Source organism: Celeribacter sp. HF31 (genome assembly GCF_011806455.1).
Taxonomy (GTDB): domain Bacteria; phylum Pseudomonadota; class Alphaproteobacteria; order Rhodobacterales; family Rhodobacteraceae; genus Celeribacter.
Map to the genome: position 1 here is coordinate 170,331 of NZ_JAATOT010000008.1, position 19,724 is coordinate 190,054.

Consider the following 19,724-nt stretch of genomic DNA (forward strand, 5'->3'; position numbering starts at 1 on the left):
GATATTCCGTTCGTCTGGCATTCAGTTCGGAAGAGAGACTGCCGTTCCAGAAACATCGCGGCAAGACCAGCTGAGAGGGCAGACGTGAGGCGCGCTGATCTTTGTATTGATCACAGCGTCGGCGCCAAGCTCGGCGGCCTCGATCCGCAATTTCTGCTCTGCATCGGCAACCGTTGGCGTCGGATGAAAGACCGTTGGTTTGCCAACACTGGCCACAATCTGCCCGAGTTCCGTGTAGCGGCCGCCGTTGATCGTCGCGGCTTCGGACAATGTAATCTGATCGATTGGCGTTGCGGAATTTTGCGCGGCTGCGGCGGCCTGTTTGTCGAGCTGAGCCGGGTAGGCCATGGGTTCAACACAGGCGGTCAACAGCAGCAGGGGGAGGGGCAGGAAAATCTTTTTCATCTCAAAGGCTCTTTTTGAAAGGGGACATCAAGTCTGATTGCGAAACGGGCATAGCAAGAAAAAACCTGTGCGACCAGTACATCAGCCAAAAACAAAAAAGCCGCCCGGACTGGGGCGGCCTTCACGCTGTACGGGATCCGCTTTTTGTCTTAACCGTTCCAGGAGCGAACCACGCCGCAATCCATGTGAACGAAGTTGGAGCCACGGTAGGTGCCCACGCCACCGGCGGAACAGGCTTTCGCGGCAGAGGCCATTTGCGTCACCGAGCGGGACTTGAGACGCAGATCGGCCGCCTGAGCTTTCATGTGAAGCGAGTTCTTGGCGACACCGCGCGAGCGCGAACGCAGCATGGCGTTGGTCTCGGGCGAGCGGTAACCGGACAAAAGCATATAGGGCTCGTCCGTTTCCATCAGGCGGTGCGCCGCGGTCATGATGTCGACGGTGCGTGCATCCACGGCCTTGATTTTCGAATTGCGCCAGTCGCGGAAGAAATAGGTGATCTCTTTCAGAGCCTCGGGGATGTATTCGCCTTCGACCCAATAAATGGTGTCGATGCTCTCACCCGTGCGGCCCGAATACATGTTGATCCGACGAATGTCGCCGGAGCCGCGCAGGAAGCCTGCTGCATTGGCATATACTGGAGCTGCGCTGATTGCGGTTGCTGCAAAACCGCGAAGAAGCCCACGGCGTGTGAGCACGCCCGTTGATTTCAATGTCATTCTCTCAAAGCGTCCCGTCGCTTACCTGTTCCCGCCTCAAGCGGTTTGACTTTAGATACGCCGCTAGATGCGGCTTATATGTCGTTCTCCGCAGCTTGATGCTGCTTGTTCCGACATTCTTAACCAAGATTCTCAACAGAACAATGACTTAGATCAGACAATCCTGCCTTTTCGCGGTCTTTTGCTTTCTTTTTCAGCATTGTCATCCAGACACGCGACAAACACTTGGACCGTCACAAACATGTGTTCCGGCAGTTTTTGCTGTTTCTGGACGCAAGATGACGTCGAAACCCGTTAAAACCTCTTGGGCGAGCCACATCTCTGTCGCTCTGATGGGGTTATGGCATATTGTGATTCTTCGGCCAAGCACCGGTTTTGTCGCAGAGCTTAACAGCGGGTAAAATCGGCGGGTTTTTGCGCAAAATGGTATGTAAGACCTTACCAACGGGAACAATTTCCGGCGCTTCGAGTTGCGCGCTCCATTCCCGAACCTGACCTGAAAATCGCCCGTGGCGCTCGGTTGACCCCGGCGAACCCCTGGCGGCCCGCCCTGTGGAAGCTGCGGGTTTTAAGGGGAAAAATCAGATTTTCTTCCCTTTTGCGCCAACTGTTGTGCATTTGGCACAGGGGCGTCTCGCTGCATTCTTCCCCCCTGACGAAAGCATGGGAACTCCTGTACCCTTGCTCGAACGACTGCTGAGCCAATCCATCCCAAGTTTCCCGAGGACCGACATGTTTTTTCCACCGGTTTCGCCCGATGCACATCGCACAGAGGCCCTGACACCCGCCCAAACGCGCCGCAAAGCGCCCCTGTTGAAAGCCGGTCTCGTGGCCCTGAGTCTCGCTCTCACAAGCGCGCCTCTTGCGCTCATGCCCGTGACCGCTCAGGCCCAGCAGGTCAGCGCCTTCATGCAATCCGTGGCAGAGGCCGCGTCCTCGTCCAAAGTTCTGTCGGAATTCTATCGTGCCAACGGCTACAAACCGGTCTTCGCCGATCAAAGTGCGCGCGCCAAAGCCCGGCGTCAGGCTTTGCTGCGCGCCGTCGAGGCCGCGCCTGACAAAGGCCTCGCGCCTTATGACACCACGCTCCTCGAGGCCAACCTGCGGGCGATCAAATCCGACCGCGATCTGGGCCGCGCCGAAGTCGCCCTGGCGCAGCTCTTTCTCGATTACGCTCGTGACGTCCAGACCGGCCAGCTGATCCCGTCGCGCATCGACGCAGGCCTCGTGCGTCAGGTACCCTATCGTGACGGTCTCGATGTTCTGACCAATTTTACCAAATCCAACCCGCAGGCCTATCTGCGCAAGCTCGAACCCAGCTCGCCGGAGTATGCCCGCCTGTTGAAAGAAAAAGCCAAGCTCGATGACCGGATCGCCCAAGGCGGCTGGGGCCAGACGGTGCCGGGCGGCAAATACGAACCCGGATCGACCGGCAATGGTGTGATCATCCTGCGCAACCGCCTGATGGCCATGGGCTACCTGCCGCGCTCGGCGGCCACCGGCTATGACGCCAAAATGCAAAAGGCCGTGCAGCAGTTCCAGATGGACCACGGTTTGACCCCGGACGGTGTGGCGGGGCAGGCGACGATTGATGAGATCAACGTCAGCCCGGAAAAACGCATGGCCTCCATCCTGGTCGCGCTGGAGCGCGAGCGCTGGATCAACATGCCCTTGGGCGAGCGTCACATCTGGGTCAACCTGACGGATTTCACCGCCAAGATCGTCGATCATGGCCGCGTGACCTTCCAGACCCGCTCGGTGATCGGTCAAAACACCGGCGACCGTCGCAGCCCGGAGTTTTCCGACGAGATGGAGCATCTGGTCATCAACCCGACTTGGAACGTGCCGCGCTCGATCGCCGTGAAGGAATATCTGCCGATGATGCAGAAAAACCCGAACGCCGCCGGTCATCTGCGTCTGGTGGACAGCCGCGGCCGCACGGTCAACCGCGCCAATGTGGACTTCTCGCAATACACGACCCGCAGCTTCCCGTTCAACCTCAAGCAACCGCCGTCGAGCCGCAACGCCTTGGGTCTGGTGAAGTTCATGTTCCCGAACAAATACAACATCTACCTGCATGACACGCCCTCGAAGAGCCTTTTTGGTCGCGAGGTCCGCGCCTTCTCGCATGGCTGTATCCGCCTGCAGCAACCCTTTGATTTTGCATATGCTTTGCTCGCAAAACAAACCTCAGATCCGGAGGGTTTCTTTCAGGCGAAGCTGCGCACCGGCGTCGAGTCGCATGTCGAACTTGAAAAACATGTCCCGGTGCACCTGATCTACCGCACCGCCGTGACCCTGCCGAAAGGTGGCATGGAATATCGCCGTGACGTCTATGGTCGGGACGCGAAAATCTGGGCCGCGTTGCAGAGCAAGGGCGTGCAACTGCATACTGTTGGCGGGTAATTGCAAAGCCTGATCAAGAGTTTGAAACAGAGCTGAAACATTGAGGCGTTCGGGGGCATCTTCGGACGCCTTTGCTTTGCAAAGGCGCGCAAAACGCCTATGTCACCTGCAAGACTGACGGAGATTTCAAATGCCCATCACCATAGCCGAGCTTGCCGCCTCCTTGAATGCACCTTTCGAGGGCGACGGGGGGCTTGTCGTCACGGCCGCGCGTGAACCGCAGGACGCGGGCGAAGGCGATCTGGCGCTGGCGATGGACCCGCGCTTTGCGGAGAATATTGCCAAGGGCGCGGCGCAGGCCGCTGTCCTCTGGGAGGGCGCCGATTGGCAGGCGTTGGGTCTGAAAGCCGCCATTCTCGTCAAACGCGCACGTCTGGCCATGGCGGGCATCACCGCAAGTTTCGATGCGGGGCTGGGACTTGAACCGGGCATTCATCCGACGGCCGTGATCCATGAGAGCGCTCAGATCGGCGAGGGGACGGCCATCGGGCCGCTCGTCGTGATCGGCAAAGGGGCCAAAATTGGCAAGAACGCCAAAATCGCCCAGCATGTCTCAATCGGCGCAGGCGTCACCCTCGGCGACGACGCCCTCATTCATCCCGGCGTGAAAATCGGCGCGCGTGCGACCATTGGCGACCGGCTGATCGCCCAGCCCGGCGGTGTGGTCGGGGCCGACGGGTTCTCTTTCGTGACCCAGCAAAAGTCTGCCGTCGAGGAAGCCCGCGAAAGCCTCGGCGAAACCGTCGAGGCGGCGGGGCAAGAGTGGCTGCGCATCGCTTCCATCGGCTCTGTGGTGATCGGCGACGATGTCGAACTGGGCGCCAATGTCACCATCGACCAAGGCACGATCCGCGCGACGCGCATCGGCCACGGCACCAAACTCGACAATCAGGTCCACATCGGCCACAACGTCGTGGTCGGAAATCACTGCCTGTTGTGCGGTCAGGTCGGCATCGCGGGTTCGACCGTGATCGGTGATTATTGCGTCATGGGCGGGCAGGCGGGGGCCGCCGACAACCTGACCATCGGCGCGGGCGCGATCATCGGCGCGGGCACGGGCGTCTTGTCCAATGTGCCGAAAGGCAAGGCGATGATGGGCTATCCGGCGGTCGCGATGCAGACCCATGTCGAGATGTACAAGGCGCTCAGACGCCTGCCGCGGATGTTGTCCAAGCTGAAATCCAAGGGCTGAGTGGCACAATTCGCAGCGTCATCTCATACCAAACTGTCACAAAAACCTGTTTCCTAGGCGGGAAATTCGGACTAAAGCAGTCCACACGTTTCGATCGGAGGGATCACATGTCGGATGTGAAAGAGAAAATCATCGAGATCATCGCGGAACAGGCCGTTCTGGACCCAAGCGATGTGGCGATGGATCAATCTCTCGAAGAGCTGGGCATCGACAGCCTTGGCCTTGTCGAAAGCATTTTCGCCATCGAGGAAACTTTCGACATTTCCGTGCCGTTCAACGCCAATGAGCCGGACCAGTCGGATTTCGACATCTCTTCCGTGTCCGCCATCGTCAAAGCGGTCGAAGCGCTGATCGCAGACCAGAAATCATGAAGCGCGTCGTCATCACTGGCGCGGGCACGGTCAACGCGCTTGGCCTCGATGTGCCTGCGACGCTTGCGGCCATGGCCGAGGGCAAGAATGGCATCTCCGATTTGGAGTTTCGCGACGTCGACCGTCTGGCGATCAAGATCGGTGGCCAGATCCACGACTGGAACGCCGAAGGCCGGTTCAACCGTCAGCAAATGGCGCTCTACGACCGCTTCACCCAATTCACATTGGCCGCGGCGCAACAGGCCATCGGACAATCCGGTCTCGAATTCGTCGGCGATCTGGCGCTGCGTTCGGGTGTGGTCTTGGGCACCTCCGGCGGCGGTTTGACGACGCAGGACGACAATTACCGCATGGTCTATGAGGAGGGGAAGAACCGCGTTCACCCCTTTGTCGTGCCAAAACTGATGAACAACGCGGCGACCAGCCACGTCTCGATGGAATACAACCTCAAAGGCCCGTGTTTCACCGTGGCGACCGCCTGTGCGTCCTCGAACCACGCGATGGGACAGGCGTTCAACATGATCCGTTCAGGCATGGCGACGGCCATGGTCACCGGCGGCTCTGAATCGATGCTGTGTTTTGGCGGCGTGAAAGCCTGGGAAGGGCTGCGCGTCATGTCGAAAGACGCCTGCCGCCCGTTCTCGATGAACCGCAATGGCATGGTGCAGGGCGAGGGCGCGGCTGTCTTCGTGTTCGAAGACTATGATCACGCCAAGGCGCGCGGCGCGGACATCCTTGCCGAAGTCATCGGCTTTGCCATGACCTCCGACGCCTCCGACATTGTCATGCCCTCGAAACAGGGCGCGGCGCGGGCCATTTCCGGCGCTTTGCAAGATGCGAAAATCAACGCCTCCGAGATCGGCTATATCAACGCCCATGGCACCGGCACGGCGGCGAATGACAAGACCGAATGCGCGGCTGTCGCCGACGCTTTGGGGGCACATGCCGACAACATCATGATCTCGTCGACAAAATCCATGCACGGCCACCTGATCGGCGGCACCGGCGCGGTGGAATTGCTGGCCTGTCTCATGGCCCTGAAGGACGGCATCATCGCGCCGACCATCAATTACGAAGAGCCGGACCCGGAATGTGCCCTCGATGTCGTGCCCAATGAGGCCCGCGACGCGAAGGTCGATGTGGTGCTGTCGAACGCCTTTGCCTTTGGTGGGTTGAACGCGGTTCTGGCGCTCAGAAAGGCGCCGTAAGCCTTTCACATCTCAAAATAAAAACGCCGCATCGATCTGATGCGGCGTTTTTTGTTTCGACGTTTCTGCGGATTATTCCGCAGGTGCCTCAGCAGGCGCCTCTTCTGTGGCTTCATCGGGGGCGGACGGGGCTTCGCCATTCTTGGCGGCTTCGTTCAGCTCGGTCACCTTGGTGTAGGCGGCGGTAAAGCCCGTGAGCGACAGCTTCAGACGCACCGGCTCATCGGTGCGGCCCAGCGGCACGATGCCAACCATGCCTTCGGCGCCTTTTTTCAACAGATCGACATCGGCGGTGGTGAGACCGGCGCGCACGAAACAGCCCACACGGTTGCAGAACTGGAACGGATAGCGACGGCCGTTTTCGCCATCGACGAACAGCGCGAGCTGCGCGGTCAAAAGCGTCTCAAGCGGCGTGGTAAAGGTCGCGGCGGCCTCGACCTCTTCGCTGCCGACATGGAACAGCGCCACTTCGGCGACCTCGGTGCCGTCCTGGTCTTTCAGAAGCTGGTACATGCTGCAGGGATCGACCTGACCCTCGGGCGCATTGATGCAACGCACCTCCCAATCGCCGTGGGTCTCAAGCGTGTAAGCGCGGCCGACATTGCTTTCCGGCGTGATCGGGGTGCCAGCAGAGAGGCCGGTGTCCTGTGCGGCAAGCGGCAGGGCAGCCGCCAGAGTCAGAACGGTTGCGGAGGCGAGGGTCGTGATCTTGTGAGAGATGGGAAACATCATCTGTCCATATATTGTTGGTGTTTGTGCTCAATTCCCCCAACGATCTATCATGGGCGCTCAGCGCTGTCAGGGGGAATGAGAGAATATTTTCGTGAGATCAACATGGTGGTGGCAAAGGATGGCCGAGAGGCGTCTCGCCGGACCAAAACCCGAACTCGTGTGGTCCGACATGACGAAAGCCCCGGCTGAACCGAGGCTTTCGTGGATCTCATGGATCTCTCGAAATCTTGTGATTTCTCTGATTGTCTCCCTGCCGGACTTGGCCGACTTATTGTGACGACGGTATGACAGGTCATTTCGACCGTCAACGGGAATTTTGCGCCGAAAATCCGTGTTCTGCGGCAGAAAGAAACAGGATGGGCGTTCGGTGGCGACAGTCTTGCACAGGTGGGTCGATCTTTGAATATCGGGTCAAAAAAATGACCGCGCCGGGGATGCCCCGGGCGGCCAGTCTGACAGGGAGGAAGTCAATCCGAACCGAAGAGGTGGTTCGGATAGCAATAGACTGGCACGAAGTGGTTAATTAAGTATTGTAGCAGCATACGGGATTGAATTTTCATGATTTTGACCGGGAATCAATGCCGCAGAATCTGAAGAGAGACGACAGGGATGGCTGAGATGGACCGGATTTTCGTAGGCGGCGGCGGAGAGGCCTATGGCGAGGCACAGGAGCTTTTGCTCAAATACGGCAACCGCCACGGGCTGATCGCGGGTGCCACGGGGACGGGCAAGACCGTGACGTTGCAAATCCTCGCCGAAGGCTTCTCAGCGGCGGGTGTGCCGGTGTTTCTGTCGGACGTCAAAGGCGACCTGTCGGGGCTGGCGAAATCCGGCAGTGCGACGTTCAAACTGCACGAGGCCTTCACCTCGCGGGCCGAGACCATCGGGCTGGCGGATCGCTATGCTTATGAGGCCTTTCCGGTCACATTCTGGGATTTGTTTGGCGAACAGGGTCACCCGATCCGCACCACGGTGGCGGAAATGGGGCCTTTGCTGATCTCGCGGCTTCTGGGGCTGACAGAGGCCCAGGAGGGCGTGATCAATGTCGCATTTCGTGTGGCGGACGAACAGGGGCTGCCGCTTCTGGATCTCAAGGACCTCCAGGCGCTTCTGGTCTGGTGCGGCGAGAATGCCGACGATCTGACGCTGCGCTACGGCAATATCTCGAAATCCTCCATCGGGGCGATCCAGCGCGATCTTCTGGTGCTGGAAAACCAGGGCGGGGATAAGCTGTTCGGCGAACCGGCGCTGGAGCTGTCGGATATTATTCGCACGGACGTTGACGGTCGCGGGCGCGTCAACATCCTCGCCGCCGACACTCTGATGTCCTCGCCGGGGCTCTATGCGACATTCCTTCTGTGGCTTTTGTCCGAGCTGTTCGAAGAGCTGCCGGAGATCGGCAACCCGGACAAACCGAAACTGGTGTTCTTCTTCGATGAAGCCCACCTTTTGTTCGACGACGCGCCGAAAGCGCTGGTCGACAAGGTCGAACAGGTGGCGCGTCTGATCCGGTCGAAAGGCGTGGGCGTCTATTTCGTGACGCAAAACCCGGACGACATCCCCGAGGACATCTTGGGCCAGCTTGGTAACCGGGTGCAGCACGCGCTTCGGGCCTTTACCGCGCGCGATCAAAAGGCGCTGTCGCGCGCCGCCGAGACCTATCGCCCGAACCCGACCTTCGAGGTGGAAACCGCGATCAAAGAGGTCGGCACCGGCGAGGCGGTGACCTCGTTTCTCGAGGCCAAAGGCGTGCCGGGCATCTCAGAGCGCACGCTGATCCGCCCGCCGTCGTCGCAGCTTGGCCCGATCACGGCGGAGGAGCGGGCAGGGGTCATCGCCGCCTCGCCGATTGCCGGGAAATACGAGACGGTTCTGGACCGCGAAAGCGCCTTTGAGATGCTGAAAGCGCGTGCCGAAGCCGCGGCCAGGGCGGCCGAAGAGCTTGAGGCGAAAGAGGAAGCGCAGGAGGTCGCGGGACGCGAGGCGCTGGAGCGCGAGTTTTCCAAAGCGCGGCGTTATGACGGTACGAATTACAGCCGCACCAGCGCGCCGAAAACGACACCACGCGCCCGCAAAAGCTCGGAGAAAACCATCACTGAGCAGCTTGGCAAAATGGTGATGAAGGAACTGACCGGCACCACCGGCAAACGCATTGTGCGCGGTATCCTGGGCGGTCTGTTCAAGGCGCGCTGAAAGAGAAGGGGGCCCTGAGGCCCCCGTTTCGTCTCAGCGTGGTGTCAGCTGATAAATTCCAGGTGGATATCGCCCGTCGAGATCGCCCCCTCGGTGGCCGGGATGCCCTCGGCCAGATGCACGACAAACGGAGCATCGACGCTGTCATCCGCGTAGATGACCTGCACGGAATAGGTCTCTGTCTCACTGTCGAACACGATATCGATGTCACTGACCATGGCGTTTTGCGACACGTTGATCTGCAACATATCTTCGCCCGGCGTGAAATCCGTGACCGTGGCCAAAATCTCTTCGCTCTCATCGGCCTCTGACAGGTCGGTGACGAAGGTGTCCGCGCCATCACCGCCTTCGAGCGTGTCATGGCCTTCCGTCACGATCAAAAGATCGTTGTCGGCACCGCCCTGCAACAGATCGTCGCCTGCGCCGCCTTCGAGCGTGTCCTCTCCAAAGCCGCCGACCAGCGTGTCGTTGCCATCACCGCCCTCGAGCGTATCTGTGCCGATGCCCCCGGCGAGGTAGTCGTCACCGTCCCCCCCGTCGAGACTGTCATCGCCACCCCCGCCGCTGATCATGTCGTCCCCGGCATCCCCGGACAGCTGGCTGTCGCCATCACTGTCCCAGATTCTGTCATTTCCGTTGCCGCCCGAGATCACATTGTCGCCGCCGTGATCGAAGACCGTGTCATCGCCCGCGCCACCATAAATCACGTCATCGCCGCCGGTGTCCCAGATGCGGTCATTGCCGTCACCGCCGTCGATGACATCAGCGCCATATCCGCCTTGCAAGACGTCTTCCCCCTCACCGCCGGACAGGCTGTCGTTCCCGGAGCCGCCGTTCAGCGTGTCATTGCCGCTGCCGCCGGACAGCAGATCGCTGTCTGCACCACCGAAGAGGCGATCGTCACCGGCATTGCCATAAAGCAGATCATTGCCCTCATTGCCTTCAATCACGTCAGAGCCGCCCCACCCGGAGAGGGTGTCGTCACCGGCCTGGCCACTGATCAGGTCACTGCCAGCGCCACCGATCACGGTGTCGTCCCCGGCACCGCCATAGATGTGGTCGTCGCCGGTATTGCCGTAGAGCGTATCGTCGCCTGCATTGCCATAGATCAGGTCATTGCCGTCGCCACCGCCGATCACATCGTTGTCGCCCCACCCGGACAGCGTATCGTCGCCGCCATTGCCCCAGATGCGATCCGCCAAAGCACCGCCATGGGTGTGATCGTTCGTATCGTCGCCGACAAAAAGCATGTTTGTGTCGGTCTCTTCCGGGGAGGGGGGCTCTGTGCCAATGTCAGAGGACGGCTGATCGTCGTCAGTCTCATCCGAGTCGAAGATATCCGTGACAGCGTAAACCATGGCCGATCCGGCCAGCAGTGCGAAAAGTGACAGCATTATATGACCCCAACACAACACGTTCACCGCGAAATAGCGGTTAACCTTTTGTTAACATATGCGCGTTTGCGGGGGCGTCAACGCAAGAAGGTGCCTGTCTCTGACAAGCCGGATGTGCAGAGATAAAACCTTACACAACGTAGGGTTGATCGTGTTTATTCTCTGTCGCGCTTGACGGGAAACTCAGAGTTTCGCGTACAATCCGCTCAGCCGATTTGCCTCGTCAGACAGTCCAAAAGGAGCGTTGATCACGAACATGCCGGAGCCGAACATGCCGTGCCCCTTTTGTGCCGGTTTGAACCGCACCTCGTGGTGCAAACACCCGGGGAAATTCGCATAAAGCATGCCCTCGACCAACGGCAGATGCGTGCCGTTTTTCAGGATCGGATACCAAAGCGCGATGACGCCGACGTTCCATTTGCGGTGCAGCTTGTAAATCTGGCTCGGCAGGCTCTCGAAATCCGATTTGATTTCATAGGACGGATCGATCAGCATCAGGCCGCGTTTCGGCTCGGGCGGACAGATCGACTGGGCGAATTGGATGCCGTCCTGTTGTTTGAGATGCAGCCCCGCAAAGCTCGTGGAGGCCTTGGTGTTGGCCGTCAGCTCCTCGAATTCGGTCGGGTGCAGTTCGGCCAGATGCAGCTGATCTGTGTCGCGCAACAAAGCCTGCGCAATCGCCGGAGAGCCGGGGTAGATGTTTTTGCCATGCGCCTCGGCAATCGCCTTGCGCGCCCGCGCGTAAGGGTGCGTCGGCTTGAACCAGCCATCGACCGCCTTGATCCCCTTCGCGGCCTCACCGGTCTTTTGCGCCTGTGAGCCCTCCAAATCGTAAAGCGCACGCCCCGCATGGGTCTCGATATAGGAGATCGGCTTGTCCTTGCGGGTCATGTAATCGAGCATCACCGCCAAAAGCGCGTGTTTTTGCACATCGGCGAGGTTTCCGGCGTGAAAGCCGTGTTGGTAGGACAGCATCAGAGGTCTCCCAGAGGACGAATTTTGAGTTTCGTGATGCGGTTGTCCCGCCGTTCCACCACTTCGAAGCGATAGCCATGAAAGGAAAACACCTGACCCGGATTGGGGATGGTCTGGGCCTCGTGGATCACCAGCCCGGCCATGGTATTGGCTTCTTCATCCGACAGGTTGCAGTCCGTCCAGCGGTTGAAATCGCGGATTGTCATGCCGCCGTCAACCTCCCATTCACCGGTCTCACCGGATTGTTTCGGCGCGTCTTCGGAGCGGTCGAATTCGTCGGTGATCTCGCCCACGATCTCTTCGAGAATGTCTTCGAGCGTGATCAAACCCTGTAGCGAGCCATATTCATCCACCACCAACGCGAAATGGGTGTGGCGTTTCAAAAACTGCCGCATCTGGTCGTCGAGCGTGGTGGTTTCCGGCACGAAATAGGGCTTCATCGCCACCGCCATCACGTCGAAATCGTGGAAGTCCACCATCATATGCGGCGTCTCATGTTCCAGCGCCACACGTTCGGCATGCATCCCGCGCAACAGGTCTTTCGAGTGCAACACACCCACGATATTCTCCTGATCGCCACGGTAGAGCGGCAGGCGGGTGTAGGGGCTTTTGAGCGAGCGTTCGAGAATTTCAGAAGCCGGAAGATCGACATCCACCATCTCGATCTGCGAGCGGTGCAGCATGATCTCCTCGACCGTGCGATCGCCCAGATCGAGCGCGCCCAGCAAACGGTCGCGGTCCTCTTTTTCGACCACGCCCTCGACATGGCCCAGAGCAATCGCGCCTGCGATCTCGTCGCGCACCGCCAAAACATCGGCTTCGGGGTCGGTCTGCACACCAAAAAGCCGCAAAATGCCGCGCACAAGCAGGCGCACAAATCCCACGACTGGGGCAAACACCGTCACGACAATGGAAATCGGCCCGGCGACACGCGAGGCGGCCGATTCCGGGTTGGTGATCGCGTAGGTCTTCGGCAACACTTCGGCGAAGATCAGCACCAGCACGGTCATGATCAGCGTCGCCAAAGCCACGCCGTTCTGGCCGAAAAGCTTGGTGAACATCGCAGTCGCCAAAGAGGTCGCCAGAATGTTCACAAGGTTGTTGCCCAAAAGCACCGACCCGATCAGCCGCTCGCTGTCTTCGGTCACATTCAAGGCGCGCTCGGCGCCTTTGTCGCCCTTATCGGCCTGAGAGCGCAACTTGCCCCGCGAGGCGGCGGTCAAAGCGGTCTCGGAGCCGGAGAAAAAGCCGGACATCACCAACAGCGCGATAATCGCAAATGCGGTGATCCAAAAGGCGGCATCAAGGAGGGTGGGATCGGTCATGGTCTCTGTCATACCCGTGGTTATGGGCACGCGCAGGGGGCTGCGCAAGAGGGACCGCCGAACAAGTGCCGTAAATCGAAGAGGTGGAGGCGTTAATTCCCCGCCAGCGGGTGATGCGTCAGCACCAATTCTTTCAGCCGCTCGTCCAGAACATGGGTGTAAATCTCGGTCGTCGACAGATCGGCATGGCCCAAAAGCGTCTGGATCGCCCGCAAATCGGCACCATGCGCCAAAAGATGCGTCGCGAAGGCGTGACGCAGCGTGTGGGGCGTCACCTTGGCGGGGCTGACGCCGGCGCGCACGGCGATGTCCTTGATCAGTTGGTAGAACCGAATGCGGGTGAAATGCCCGGTCTTGCCGCGCGAGGGAAAGAGAAACGCCGAGGGTTTCTCACCCTTTTCGCGCTTGGCCAGCTCTTCGCCCGCGTCACGGGTTTCGAGCCAAATTTTGAGCGCGGCGCGTGCCGGATCGGACAGCGGCACCATGCGCTCCTTGCCGCCTTTGCCGAGGATCAACAGCATCCGCGGGTCGCCCCGCGTGGCCGAAACGGGCAGGGACACAAGCTCGGAAACCCGCATGCCGGTGGCATATAAAAGTTCCATCAGGCAAATGTTGCGCTGGCGGTCGGCCTCGGTGCGGCCCACCTCTTGCACGGCTTCCAAAAGCCGGGAAACTTCTTCCTCTGAGAGGGTTTTCGGCAGGCGTTTCGCACGTCCCGGTCCCTTGATCTGGATCGCCGGATTGTCGTCGCGCCAGCCTTCTTCAAAAGCAAAACGGTAGAGCTGTTTGATGGATGACAGCCGCCGCGCGCGGGTGGATTGCGCCAGCCCTTCGGCCTCGCAGGCCACCAGATAGGCCTCGATCTCGGCACGCTCGGCGGAGGCGAAACCCTTGCCGCGCCGGGCGAGCCATTCGGAAAATCCCAGTAAATCCCGCCCGTAAGATTCGCGCGTGTTCTCGGCGGCACCCAATTCGGCCAACTGCGCCTCGGCAAAGCGCGAAATCCAGCCGTGATCGCTCATCCGCGCCGCTCCAAAAGCAGGAGTTCCAGCGCTGCGCGTCGTGCCGTGGCCTCAAGCCCGATGGCCCGGAAGAACTGGATCGCATCCGACAACTCATCGAGATCGCCAGCAGCCCCGCCTTCGAGCAACTCAATCGCGCGCAGGATGGCCTCGCCCAGTCGTTTTTCACTCACCAGAGACGACAGACGCACCGGTATGCCGGTGCCTCGGAACCCCTGCGCAATCGCGCGGGCCTGAGCCTCGCTTTGCCGCTGCGTCGGCAGATCGCCCACGGCAATGCCGTGCAGGAAGCGTTGCTCTTTCGTGAGTTCAGGACTCCATTTCAGCGCAATCCGCTCATAGTCCGGCGACAAAAGCGCCACTTCAAAGGCAATCTCCGAGGCCTCGCCGGTCAGGGGCAGGGTCGAAAGCGGTGTGGCGTAAAGTTCGGCAAAGACGCTCTGAAGACCCGCCGCCCGCATCGCATCCCAGACCGGCGGCAAACTGCGCGCAAGGCCGTCAACATCCCTTGCCACAAGGCTTTTCTCAAAGTCCTGCAACGCGTCGATCCGGTCCCAGATGCCGCCCGAGGCCGCCGGAAGATGCTCCGACCAGATACCAAGCCAGCGGTTCGGAGACAGGGCCCCCACGCGGGCCAAACGTTCGGCGGCGGTGGCGCGCGCTTTCCAGCCGGAGCTGGCGCGCAGATCGCTTTGGGCAAAGGCCAGCGGCAAAGAAGTCGTCGGCAGCGGCTCGCCGATGGCCTCCATCAGGCGAAAAGTCAGCGGCGTCGGATGCTCCGGCGCGGGCAGGGGCGGCTCGCCTTCGAACAGCTCGGGATCGAGAAACCGCGCCAAAAGCTCGCCTTGATTTTCGCGAATAAGCCCCAGCGCCTCGCCGGTCTCCAAGGTGAGCGCCGCCGCGTCCCAATCGCCACTGCGTGCAAGGCAAAAGATCCGCGCCTGCAAGGTGGGCGACAGCCCTGGCGTGTGGGTCAAGCGGACGCAGGCCTCATCTTCGGTGCCGAGCAGGAGTTTGGTGTCAAAAGAGCGGCGGAAGATCTCTGGCGTGCTGAGGCCCGCGAGAGACATCAGCGAATCCGCTTCGTCCAACAGGCCTTGCGACAAGAGCGCATCGATCCGGGCGAGGAACAGCCGTCCGTCGCGATCCGACAGAACCGGCGGGTCCAATTCGGCCAGCACCAGCGTGTTCAAGAGCCGCCTTGAGGCCGGCAAAAGATCGGGCCGCGTCGAGATTGTCCTGATCCGCCGCGCGATGTCGCTGGCGGTCGAGGCCCCCCAAAGCCCGCGCGGCAATCCGGTGACCGAACTGGGCAAGAGCCCGGCCTGATCCGGATCGGGGGCGTCGAGCGGCAGGACGCTGACGTCTTCGGGCAGGGCACTCTCGGCGATGTCGCTGGCGGCAGGCGGGGTTGCGGCACGGGGCGCGTCCAAAGTGTCGGAGAGCCAATCGATGGCGGAGAGCGGTCTGTCCACACCGCTGGTCTGCGCGACAACCGGTGCGCTGCTCAGCAGTGCAATCACGGCCATCGGCGCACAACAGGTGAGAAACCGAGAGAGACCTAAGCGCATGCTCACTTCAGCTCGATCTCCGTGGGCACCACCTGCTCGGAGCGTTCGGGCGACAAATCGCCGACATAGGCAAAGCCGATGAAGCCGATGAGGCCCAACAAAATAAGGATGGCCAAAAGGCGAAAGAGAAATTTACGCAAGGTCGACTGCCTCCAATCGCGCCCCTTAAGGGCGGTTTTATTCCCGATCTTAGCCGGAGTTTGCCTCCGAACCGGGTTTCTTTGGCTTTATATATGGCATTTTTCGTGAGATCACGCCATTGAGAGAACGAAAATTTGATCAGCGGGATTTTGCCGTGCTCTTGGTCTGGAGACTGTGCGAAACCTGCGGCAAAGGCGGTTGCGCGCAAGGCCGTGTCAGGGTAGGCGAAGTCGGTGATACAAGAGGGATGGCACAGGTGGCTGGAGGGGCCGGGGCATTGAAGAAAACCGTTGCACTGGTCGGCATGATGGGCGCCGGGAAAACCGCCGTGGGCAAGGCTTTGGCCGCGCGTTTGGACGTGCCCTTTCTGGATTCGGACGCGGAGATCGAAAAAGCCGCCGACCGCACCATCGCGGAGATTTTCACAGATCATGGCGAGGCGTTTTTCCGCAGCCGCGAGAGCGAGGTGATCGGACGTTTGCTGGAAAACCACCGGGCGATCCTCTCGACCGGCGGGGGCGCGTTTCTGTCGGAGGTGAACCGCGAGATGATCGCCGAAAAAGGCGTGGCGGTTTGGCTTAAGGCCGATCTCGATTTGCTGTGGAACCGCGTGAAACACAAAAGCACCCGGCCGCTTTTGCGCACCGAAAACCCCTATGAGACGTTGAAAAATCTCGTCGCGGCGCGCGAGCCGTTTTACGCGCAGGCGGGCGTCGTGGTGGAGGCCGAGCCGAAACTCTCGATCGAGGGCATGGCGGATAAGGTCGTCGAGGCGCTCAGGGCGCACGGCGGCATTCTGGAGGAAGATCAATGACCTATCAAACTGTCCACGTGCCTCTGGGGGATCGCGCCTATGATGTTCGGATCGGCGAGGGGCTTGTGGGTGAGGCCGGCGCCCATATCGCGCCGCTTTTGGGCAAGAAGAAAAAAGTCTTTGTGCTGACCGATGAAACCGTCGCCGGGCTGCATCTCGACGCCCTGCGCGCGGGGCTCTCGGCGTCTGGCATCGACATGGTGGCGCTGGCGCTTCCAGCAGGCGAAAGCACCAAGGCCTGGCCGCAATTCACCCGCGCGGTGGAATGGCTTTTGGAAGAGAAATGCGAGCGGCGCGACATCGTTGTGGCCTTTGGTGGCGGTGTGATCGGCGATCTGGCGGGGTTTGCCGCCTCCGTGCTGCGCCGGGGGGTGCGGTTTGTGCAAATCCCGACGACGCTTTTGGCCCAGGTCGACAGTTCTGTCGGCGGTAAAACCGGCATCAATGCACCGCAGGGCAAGAACCTGATCGGCGCCTTTCACCAGCCCTCCCTGGTGCTCGCCGATATTTCCATCCTCGGCACGCTGACCGCGCGGGACTTCCTTGCGGGTTACGGCGAGGTGCAGAAATACGGGCTTTTGGGCGACGAGGCGTTCTTTGAATGGCTCGAAGCCAATGGCCCCGCGCTGGCCGCCGGTGATCTGGAGCTGCGGGCCGAGGCTGTGCGCCGCTCGGTGCAGATGAAGGCCGACATCGTCGAACGCGACGAGACCGAACAGGGCGACCGCGCGCTTTTGAACCTCGGGCATACGTTCTGCCATGTGCTGGAATCCGCGACCGGCTATTCCGACCGGTTGCTGCATGGCGAAGGCGTGGCCATCGGCTGCGCTCTGGCGTTTGAATTGTCTTCGCGTCTGGGGCTCTGTTCGCAGGAGGCGCCTTCGCGTGTGCGCGCACATCTCAAGGCGATGGGGATGAAATGCGATCTCTCTGATATCGAGGGCGTTTTGCCCTCTGCCGAGGCGTTGGTCGATCTCATGGCGCAGGACAAGAAGGTCATCGACGGGCAGTTGCGGTTTATCCTCGCACGCGGCATCGGGTCGGCTTTCGTGACCGCCGATGTACCGCGCGATGCGGTGGTCCAATTGCTGAAAGATGCGCTTTAAACTGCAGTCAGGACATTTTGTTGCGCAATGTGAGGTCGCGGCGAAGAAAAGCTTTTAAGTTAGCGCTATCGACTTTGGCTGAGCCGCACCATGTCCCATAGTGGCCGGGTATTTAAGGGTTTAGGCGATTCTATGCGCAGGCAAAGTCATATCAAAACGGGATTCTCCGTCCCGACAGATTTGGGTGCGCCGAGGATCGCCAAGTTCATGGCGACAGTCAGCCTCCTGATCCTGCCGGTCGCCATCGTCAAATATTCGATGAGTGGCAACTATTGGCTCGCCAGCTACTACCTGTTTCTTTGCGCATTGATCCTTATCGATTTGCGCGCGCATCTGAGCGAGCGACGTTTGCCGATCAATTCCGCCATTCTTTTGATCGCTGTCCAGATCGGCGATCTGATCCTGATCCGACATCATGGGGCCTCTGCCGCCTTCTGGCTGTTTCCGATCACGGTGGCCGGGTTCTTTTACTGTTCGCTCTGGGTTGCAACAGGTATCGGCATGGTCGCCATGGTGCTGGGACCGATGCTCAGCTATGTTGCGACGCAAGACCCATGGTTCGCCTTTCGCCTCTTCGTCGCGCTCGGCACGGTGGTGCTTTTCGTGCATTTCATGCTGACCACGATGTGGGCGATGCAGGCCAATCTGGAACACGCGCTCGAACGGGACGCCTTGACGGGATGTCACAATCGCCGCGCCTTCATGCGGCTGATCCGTGGTGACGTGCCTGTGAGCAGCGGCGCCTTGCTCTTCGTCGACATCGATCATTTCAAAAAGATCAACGACCTCCATGGCCACATCAACGGGGATAAGGTGCTTGTCTCCGTGGTCGAGGCGATGCGTGAGGTCTTGAAAGGGCAGGGCCAGATTTTCCGCATCGGCGGCGAGGAATTCGCGCTTTTGATGCCAAATACGCCCATCGAACTGGCCGCCATGATCGCGGAACGGATGCGGCGCCATGTCAGCCGGCAGGCGATGGAGGTCGAGACGGATGTCGATGGTCAAGATACTGGTCAAGATAGTGGGCGAGAGATAGCGCAGGCCAAGGTCACCGTCTCGATCGGGGTGGAAAAATTCAGCTCTGGCGAGGATATCGAAGCCGCCCTGTTGCGAGCGGACAATCATCTCTACCGGGCGAAACAGGCCGGGCGCGACCGGGTGATATCCTCGATGTCGCCGCTCCATGACAGCCCGCATCGTCTGGACACGTCGCGGTTCAGCCGCGAACGATCAGAAGATCGCAGCGCGGATCGCGGATCTGTGCTTCGGTGAAGCCACCGAGCAGGCTGGGTGACAACAGCATCCGCCCATGCGCGCCGAGCGCGAACAGATCAGCCTCGGTGGATTGCAGCTCTGCCGTGAAGGCCTCCTGCACACTGGCCGTGCGGATCTCGGGTTTCGGCAAGCCCTCAGGCACTTCGGCACGGTCCCACCACTGGTCGAGCTGGGCACGGGCATCCCGGACGAAAGGGGCGAATTGTTTTTCACTGGCATCGCGGGCGATCATGCCACGGTAGGGGATGTGCACCGCGTGAAAGGTGCTGATTTTGGCCTCGGGCGCCAGCGCCATCGCAGCGCCCCCCGCCGCCAAACAGGCCGGCGACAGGTCAATCCCGCAAAGAATGGACCGATACGGCCCGGCCACCGGGTCGCGCACCAAAAGCACAGGACGTTTCACCGCCCGCACCAGACGTTCCATCGTGGTGCCCGCAAACATGTCCCAGAACGGCCGCGCGCGATGCACGCCCAGGATCACCAGATCGGCGTCGAGCGCCTCGACCCTTGCGGCCAAAGTGCTGACGGGATCGCCGCTTTCCACTTTGATCTCTGCTCCCTCGGGCGCGTTTTCGGAAGTTAGGACGGCGCGCAAACTGTCCTGCGCCGCCTGTCGCATCTGTGTGACGAGCTTCTGGGGCAGGTCGTCGTCGATCACATGCATCACGGTGATCTTCACACCGCCTTGGCTCTCATGCTGTCGCGCCACTTGCACGGCGCGCTCCACCGCGCGATCGGACCGAGACGACAGGTCGCTGGCGACAAGAATATGTTTGATCATGATCTCCTCCTCCTCCCTTAATATATAGGGCGGCGACGGCGCTTTTTGAGGGCGGTCAGGGCGAGGGCATAGAAAAACCCCCGCGTGGGGGGCT

The 19,724-nt window shown here is 60.4% G+C and carries 18 protein-coding genes; 8 read left to right on the forward strand and 10 right to left on the reverse strand.

The window, feature by feature from the left end:
• Window positions 1-21: 21 nt before the first annotated feature.
• The gene (locus HCZ23_RS17110) at window positions 22-405 is read right to left on the reverse strand and encodes a hypothetical protein (RefSeq protein WP_167602962.1); all 384 of its coding nucleotides are present in this window, start codon (window positions 403-405) and stop codon (window positions 22-24) included.
• A 149-nt stretch (window positions 406-554) separates the two neighbouring features.
• A complete protein-coding gene (locus tag HCZ23_RS17115; RefSeq protein WP_167602963.1) occupies window positions 555-1,124 on the reverse strand; it encodes a DUF882 domain-containing protein in 570 nt (189 codons plus the stop codon).
• 870 nt (window positions 1,125-1,994) lie between these two features.
• Here HCZ23_RS17115 and HCZ23_RS17120 point away from each other — a divergent pair.
• The 4 genes from HCZ23_RS17120 to HCZ23_RS17135 all read left to right on the forward strand — a co-directional run bounded on the left by HCZ23_RS17120 (window position 1,995) and on the right by HCZ23_RS17135 (window position 6,301).
• On the forward strand, window positions 1,995-3,530 hold the full coding sequence (locus HCZ23_RS17120; RefSeq protein ID WP_254870369.1) for a murein L,D-transpeptidase: 1,536 nt from the start codon (window positions 1,995-1,997) through the stop codon (window positions 3,528-3,530).
• A gap of 130 nt (window positions 3,531-3,660) precedes the next feature.
• Window positions 3,661-4,722, forward strand: a complete 1,062-nt coding sequence (lpxD, locus tag HCZ23_RS17125) for a UDP-3-O-(3-hydroxymyristoyl)glucosamine N-acyltransferase (RefSeq protein WP_167602965.1) — start codon at window positions 3,661-3,663, stop codon at window positions 4,720-4,722.
• A gap of 107 nt (window positions 4,723-4,829) precedes the next feature.
• On the forward strand, window positions 4,830-5,093 hold the full coding sequence (locus HCZ23_RS17130; RefSeq protein ID WP_167602966.1) for an acyl carrier protein: 264 nt from the start codon (window positions 4,830-4,832) through the stop codon (window positions 5,091-5,093).
• Window positions 5,090-6,301: a beta-ketoacyl synthase gene (locus tag HCZ23_RS17135; RefSeq protein ID WP_167602967.1), complete on the forward strand. Its 1,212-nt coding sequence runs from the start codon at window positions 5,090-5,092 to the stop codon at window positions 6,299-6,301. The genes HCZ23_RS17130 and HCZ23_RS17135 overlap by 4 nt, the downstream gene beginning before the upstream one ends.
• A gap of 72 nt (window positions 6,302-6,373) precedes the next feature.
• On the opposite strand, the gene HCZ23_RS17140 is transcribed toward HCZ23_RS17135, so the two are convergent.
• On the reverse strand, window positions 6,374-7,033 hold the full coding sequence (locus HCZ23_RS17140) for an invasion associated locus B family protein (protein ID WP_167602968.1): 660 nt from the start codon (window positions 7,031-7,033) through the stop codon (window positions 6,374-6,376).
• Between the two features lie 618 nt (window positions 7,034-7,651).
• On the opposite strand from HCZ23_RS17140, the gene HCZ23_RS17145 reads away from it, so the two are divergent.
• Window positions 7,652-9,226: a helicase HerA-like domain-containing protein gene (locus HCZ23_RS17145; RefSeq protein ID WP_167603027.1), complete on the forward strand. Its 1,575-nt coding sequence runs from the start codon at window positions 7,652-7,654 to the stop codon at window positions 9,224-9,226.
• A 44-nt stretch (window positions 9,227-9,270) separates the two neighbouring features.
• Here HCZ23_RS17145 and HCZ23_RS17150 read toward each other — a convergent pair whose 3' ends face one another.
• The 6 genes from HCZ23_RS17150 to HCZ23_RS17175 form a co-directional block, all read right to left on the reverse strand.
• A complete protein-coding gene (locus HCZ23_RS17150; protein WP_167602969.1) occupies window positions 9,271-10,620 on the reverse strand; it encodes a calcium-binding protein in 1,350 nt (449 codons plus the stop codon).
• A 183-nt stretch (window positions 10,621-10,803) separates the two neighbouring features.
• Window positions 10,804-11,595: a 23S rRNA (adenine(2030)-N(6))-methyltransferase RlmJ gene (rlmJ, locus tag HCZ23_RS17155; RefSeq protein WP_167602970.1), complete on the reverse strand. Its 792-nt coding sequence runs from the start codon at window positions 11,593-11,595 to the stop codon at window positions 10,804-10,806.
• Window positions 11,595-12,920, reverse strand: coding sequence for an HlyC/CorC family transporter (locus tag HCZ23_RS17160; protein ID WP_254870358.1), 1,326 nt, complete (start codon window positions 12,918-12,920; stop codon window positions 11,595-11,597). The genes rlmJ and HCZ23_RS17160 overlap by 1 nt, the downstream gene beginning before the upstream one ends.
• A 92-nt stretch (window positions 12,921-13,012) precedes the next feature.
• Window positions 13,013-13,942 (reverse strand): site-specific tyrosine recombinase XerD, encoded by a 930-nt coding sequence (locus HCZ23_RS17165; RefSeq protein WP_167602972.1) that lies wholly within the window; start codon window positions 13,940-13,942, stop codon window positions 13,013-13,015.
• Window positions 13,939-15,471: a hypothetical protein gene (locus HCZ23_RS17170; protein WP_167602973.1), complete on the reverse strand. Its 1,533-nt coding sequence runs from the start codon at window positions 15,469-15,471 to the stop codon at window positions 13,939-13,941. The genes HCZ23_RS17165 and HCZ23_RS17170 overlap by 4 nt, the downstream gene beginning before the upstream one ends.
• Before the next feature lie 44 nt (window positions 15,472-15,515).
• Window positions 15,516-15,653, reverse strand: a complete 138-nt coding sequence (locus HCZ23_RS17175; RefSeq protein WP_167602974.1) for a hypothetical protein — start codon at window positions 15,651-15,653, stop codon at window positions 15,516-15,518.
• Between the two features lie 248 nt (window positions 15,654-15,901).
• Here HCZ23_RS17175 and HCZ23_RS17180 point away from each other — a divergent pair, with 248 nt between their 5' ends.
• The 3 genes from HCZ23_RS17180 (at window position 15,902) to HCZ23_RS17190 (ending at window position 18,846) form a co-directional block, all read left to right on the forward strand.
• Window positions 15,902-16,468 (forward strand): shikimate kinase, encoded by a 567-nt coding sequence (locus HCZ23_RS17180; protein WP_167602975.1) that lies wholly within the window; start codon window positions 15,902-15,904, stop codon window positions 16,466-16,468.
• Entirely contained in the window at window positions 16,465-17,574 is a 1,110-nt protein-coding gene (gene aroB, locus HCZ23_RS17185; protein WP_167602976.1) for a 3-dehydroquinate synthase, read from the forward strand. Before HCZ23_RS17180 ends, aroB begins: the two co-directional genes overlap by 4 nt.
• Window positions 17,575-17,781: 207 nt before the next feature.
• A complete protein-coding gene (locus HCZ23_RS17190) occupies window positions 17,782-18,846 on the forward strand; it encodes a GGDEF domain-containing protein (protein ID WP_167602977.1) in 1,065 nt (354 codons plus the stop codon).
• On the opposite strand, the gene HCZ23_RS17195 is transcribed toward HCZ23_RS17190, so the two are convergent.
• The gene (locus tag HCZ23_RS17195; protein ID WP_167602978.1) at window positions 18,791-19,630 is read right to left on the reverse strand and encodes a universal stress protein; all 840 of its coding nucleotides are present in this window, start codon (window positions 19,628-19,630) and stop codon (window positions 18,791-18,793) included. The two genes, HCZ23_RS17190 and HCZ23_RS17195, sit on opposite strands and share 56 nt — an antisense overlap.
• Between the last annotated feature and the right edge of the window lie 94 nt (window positions 19,631-19,724).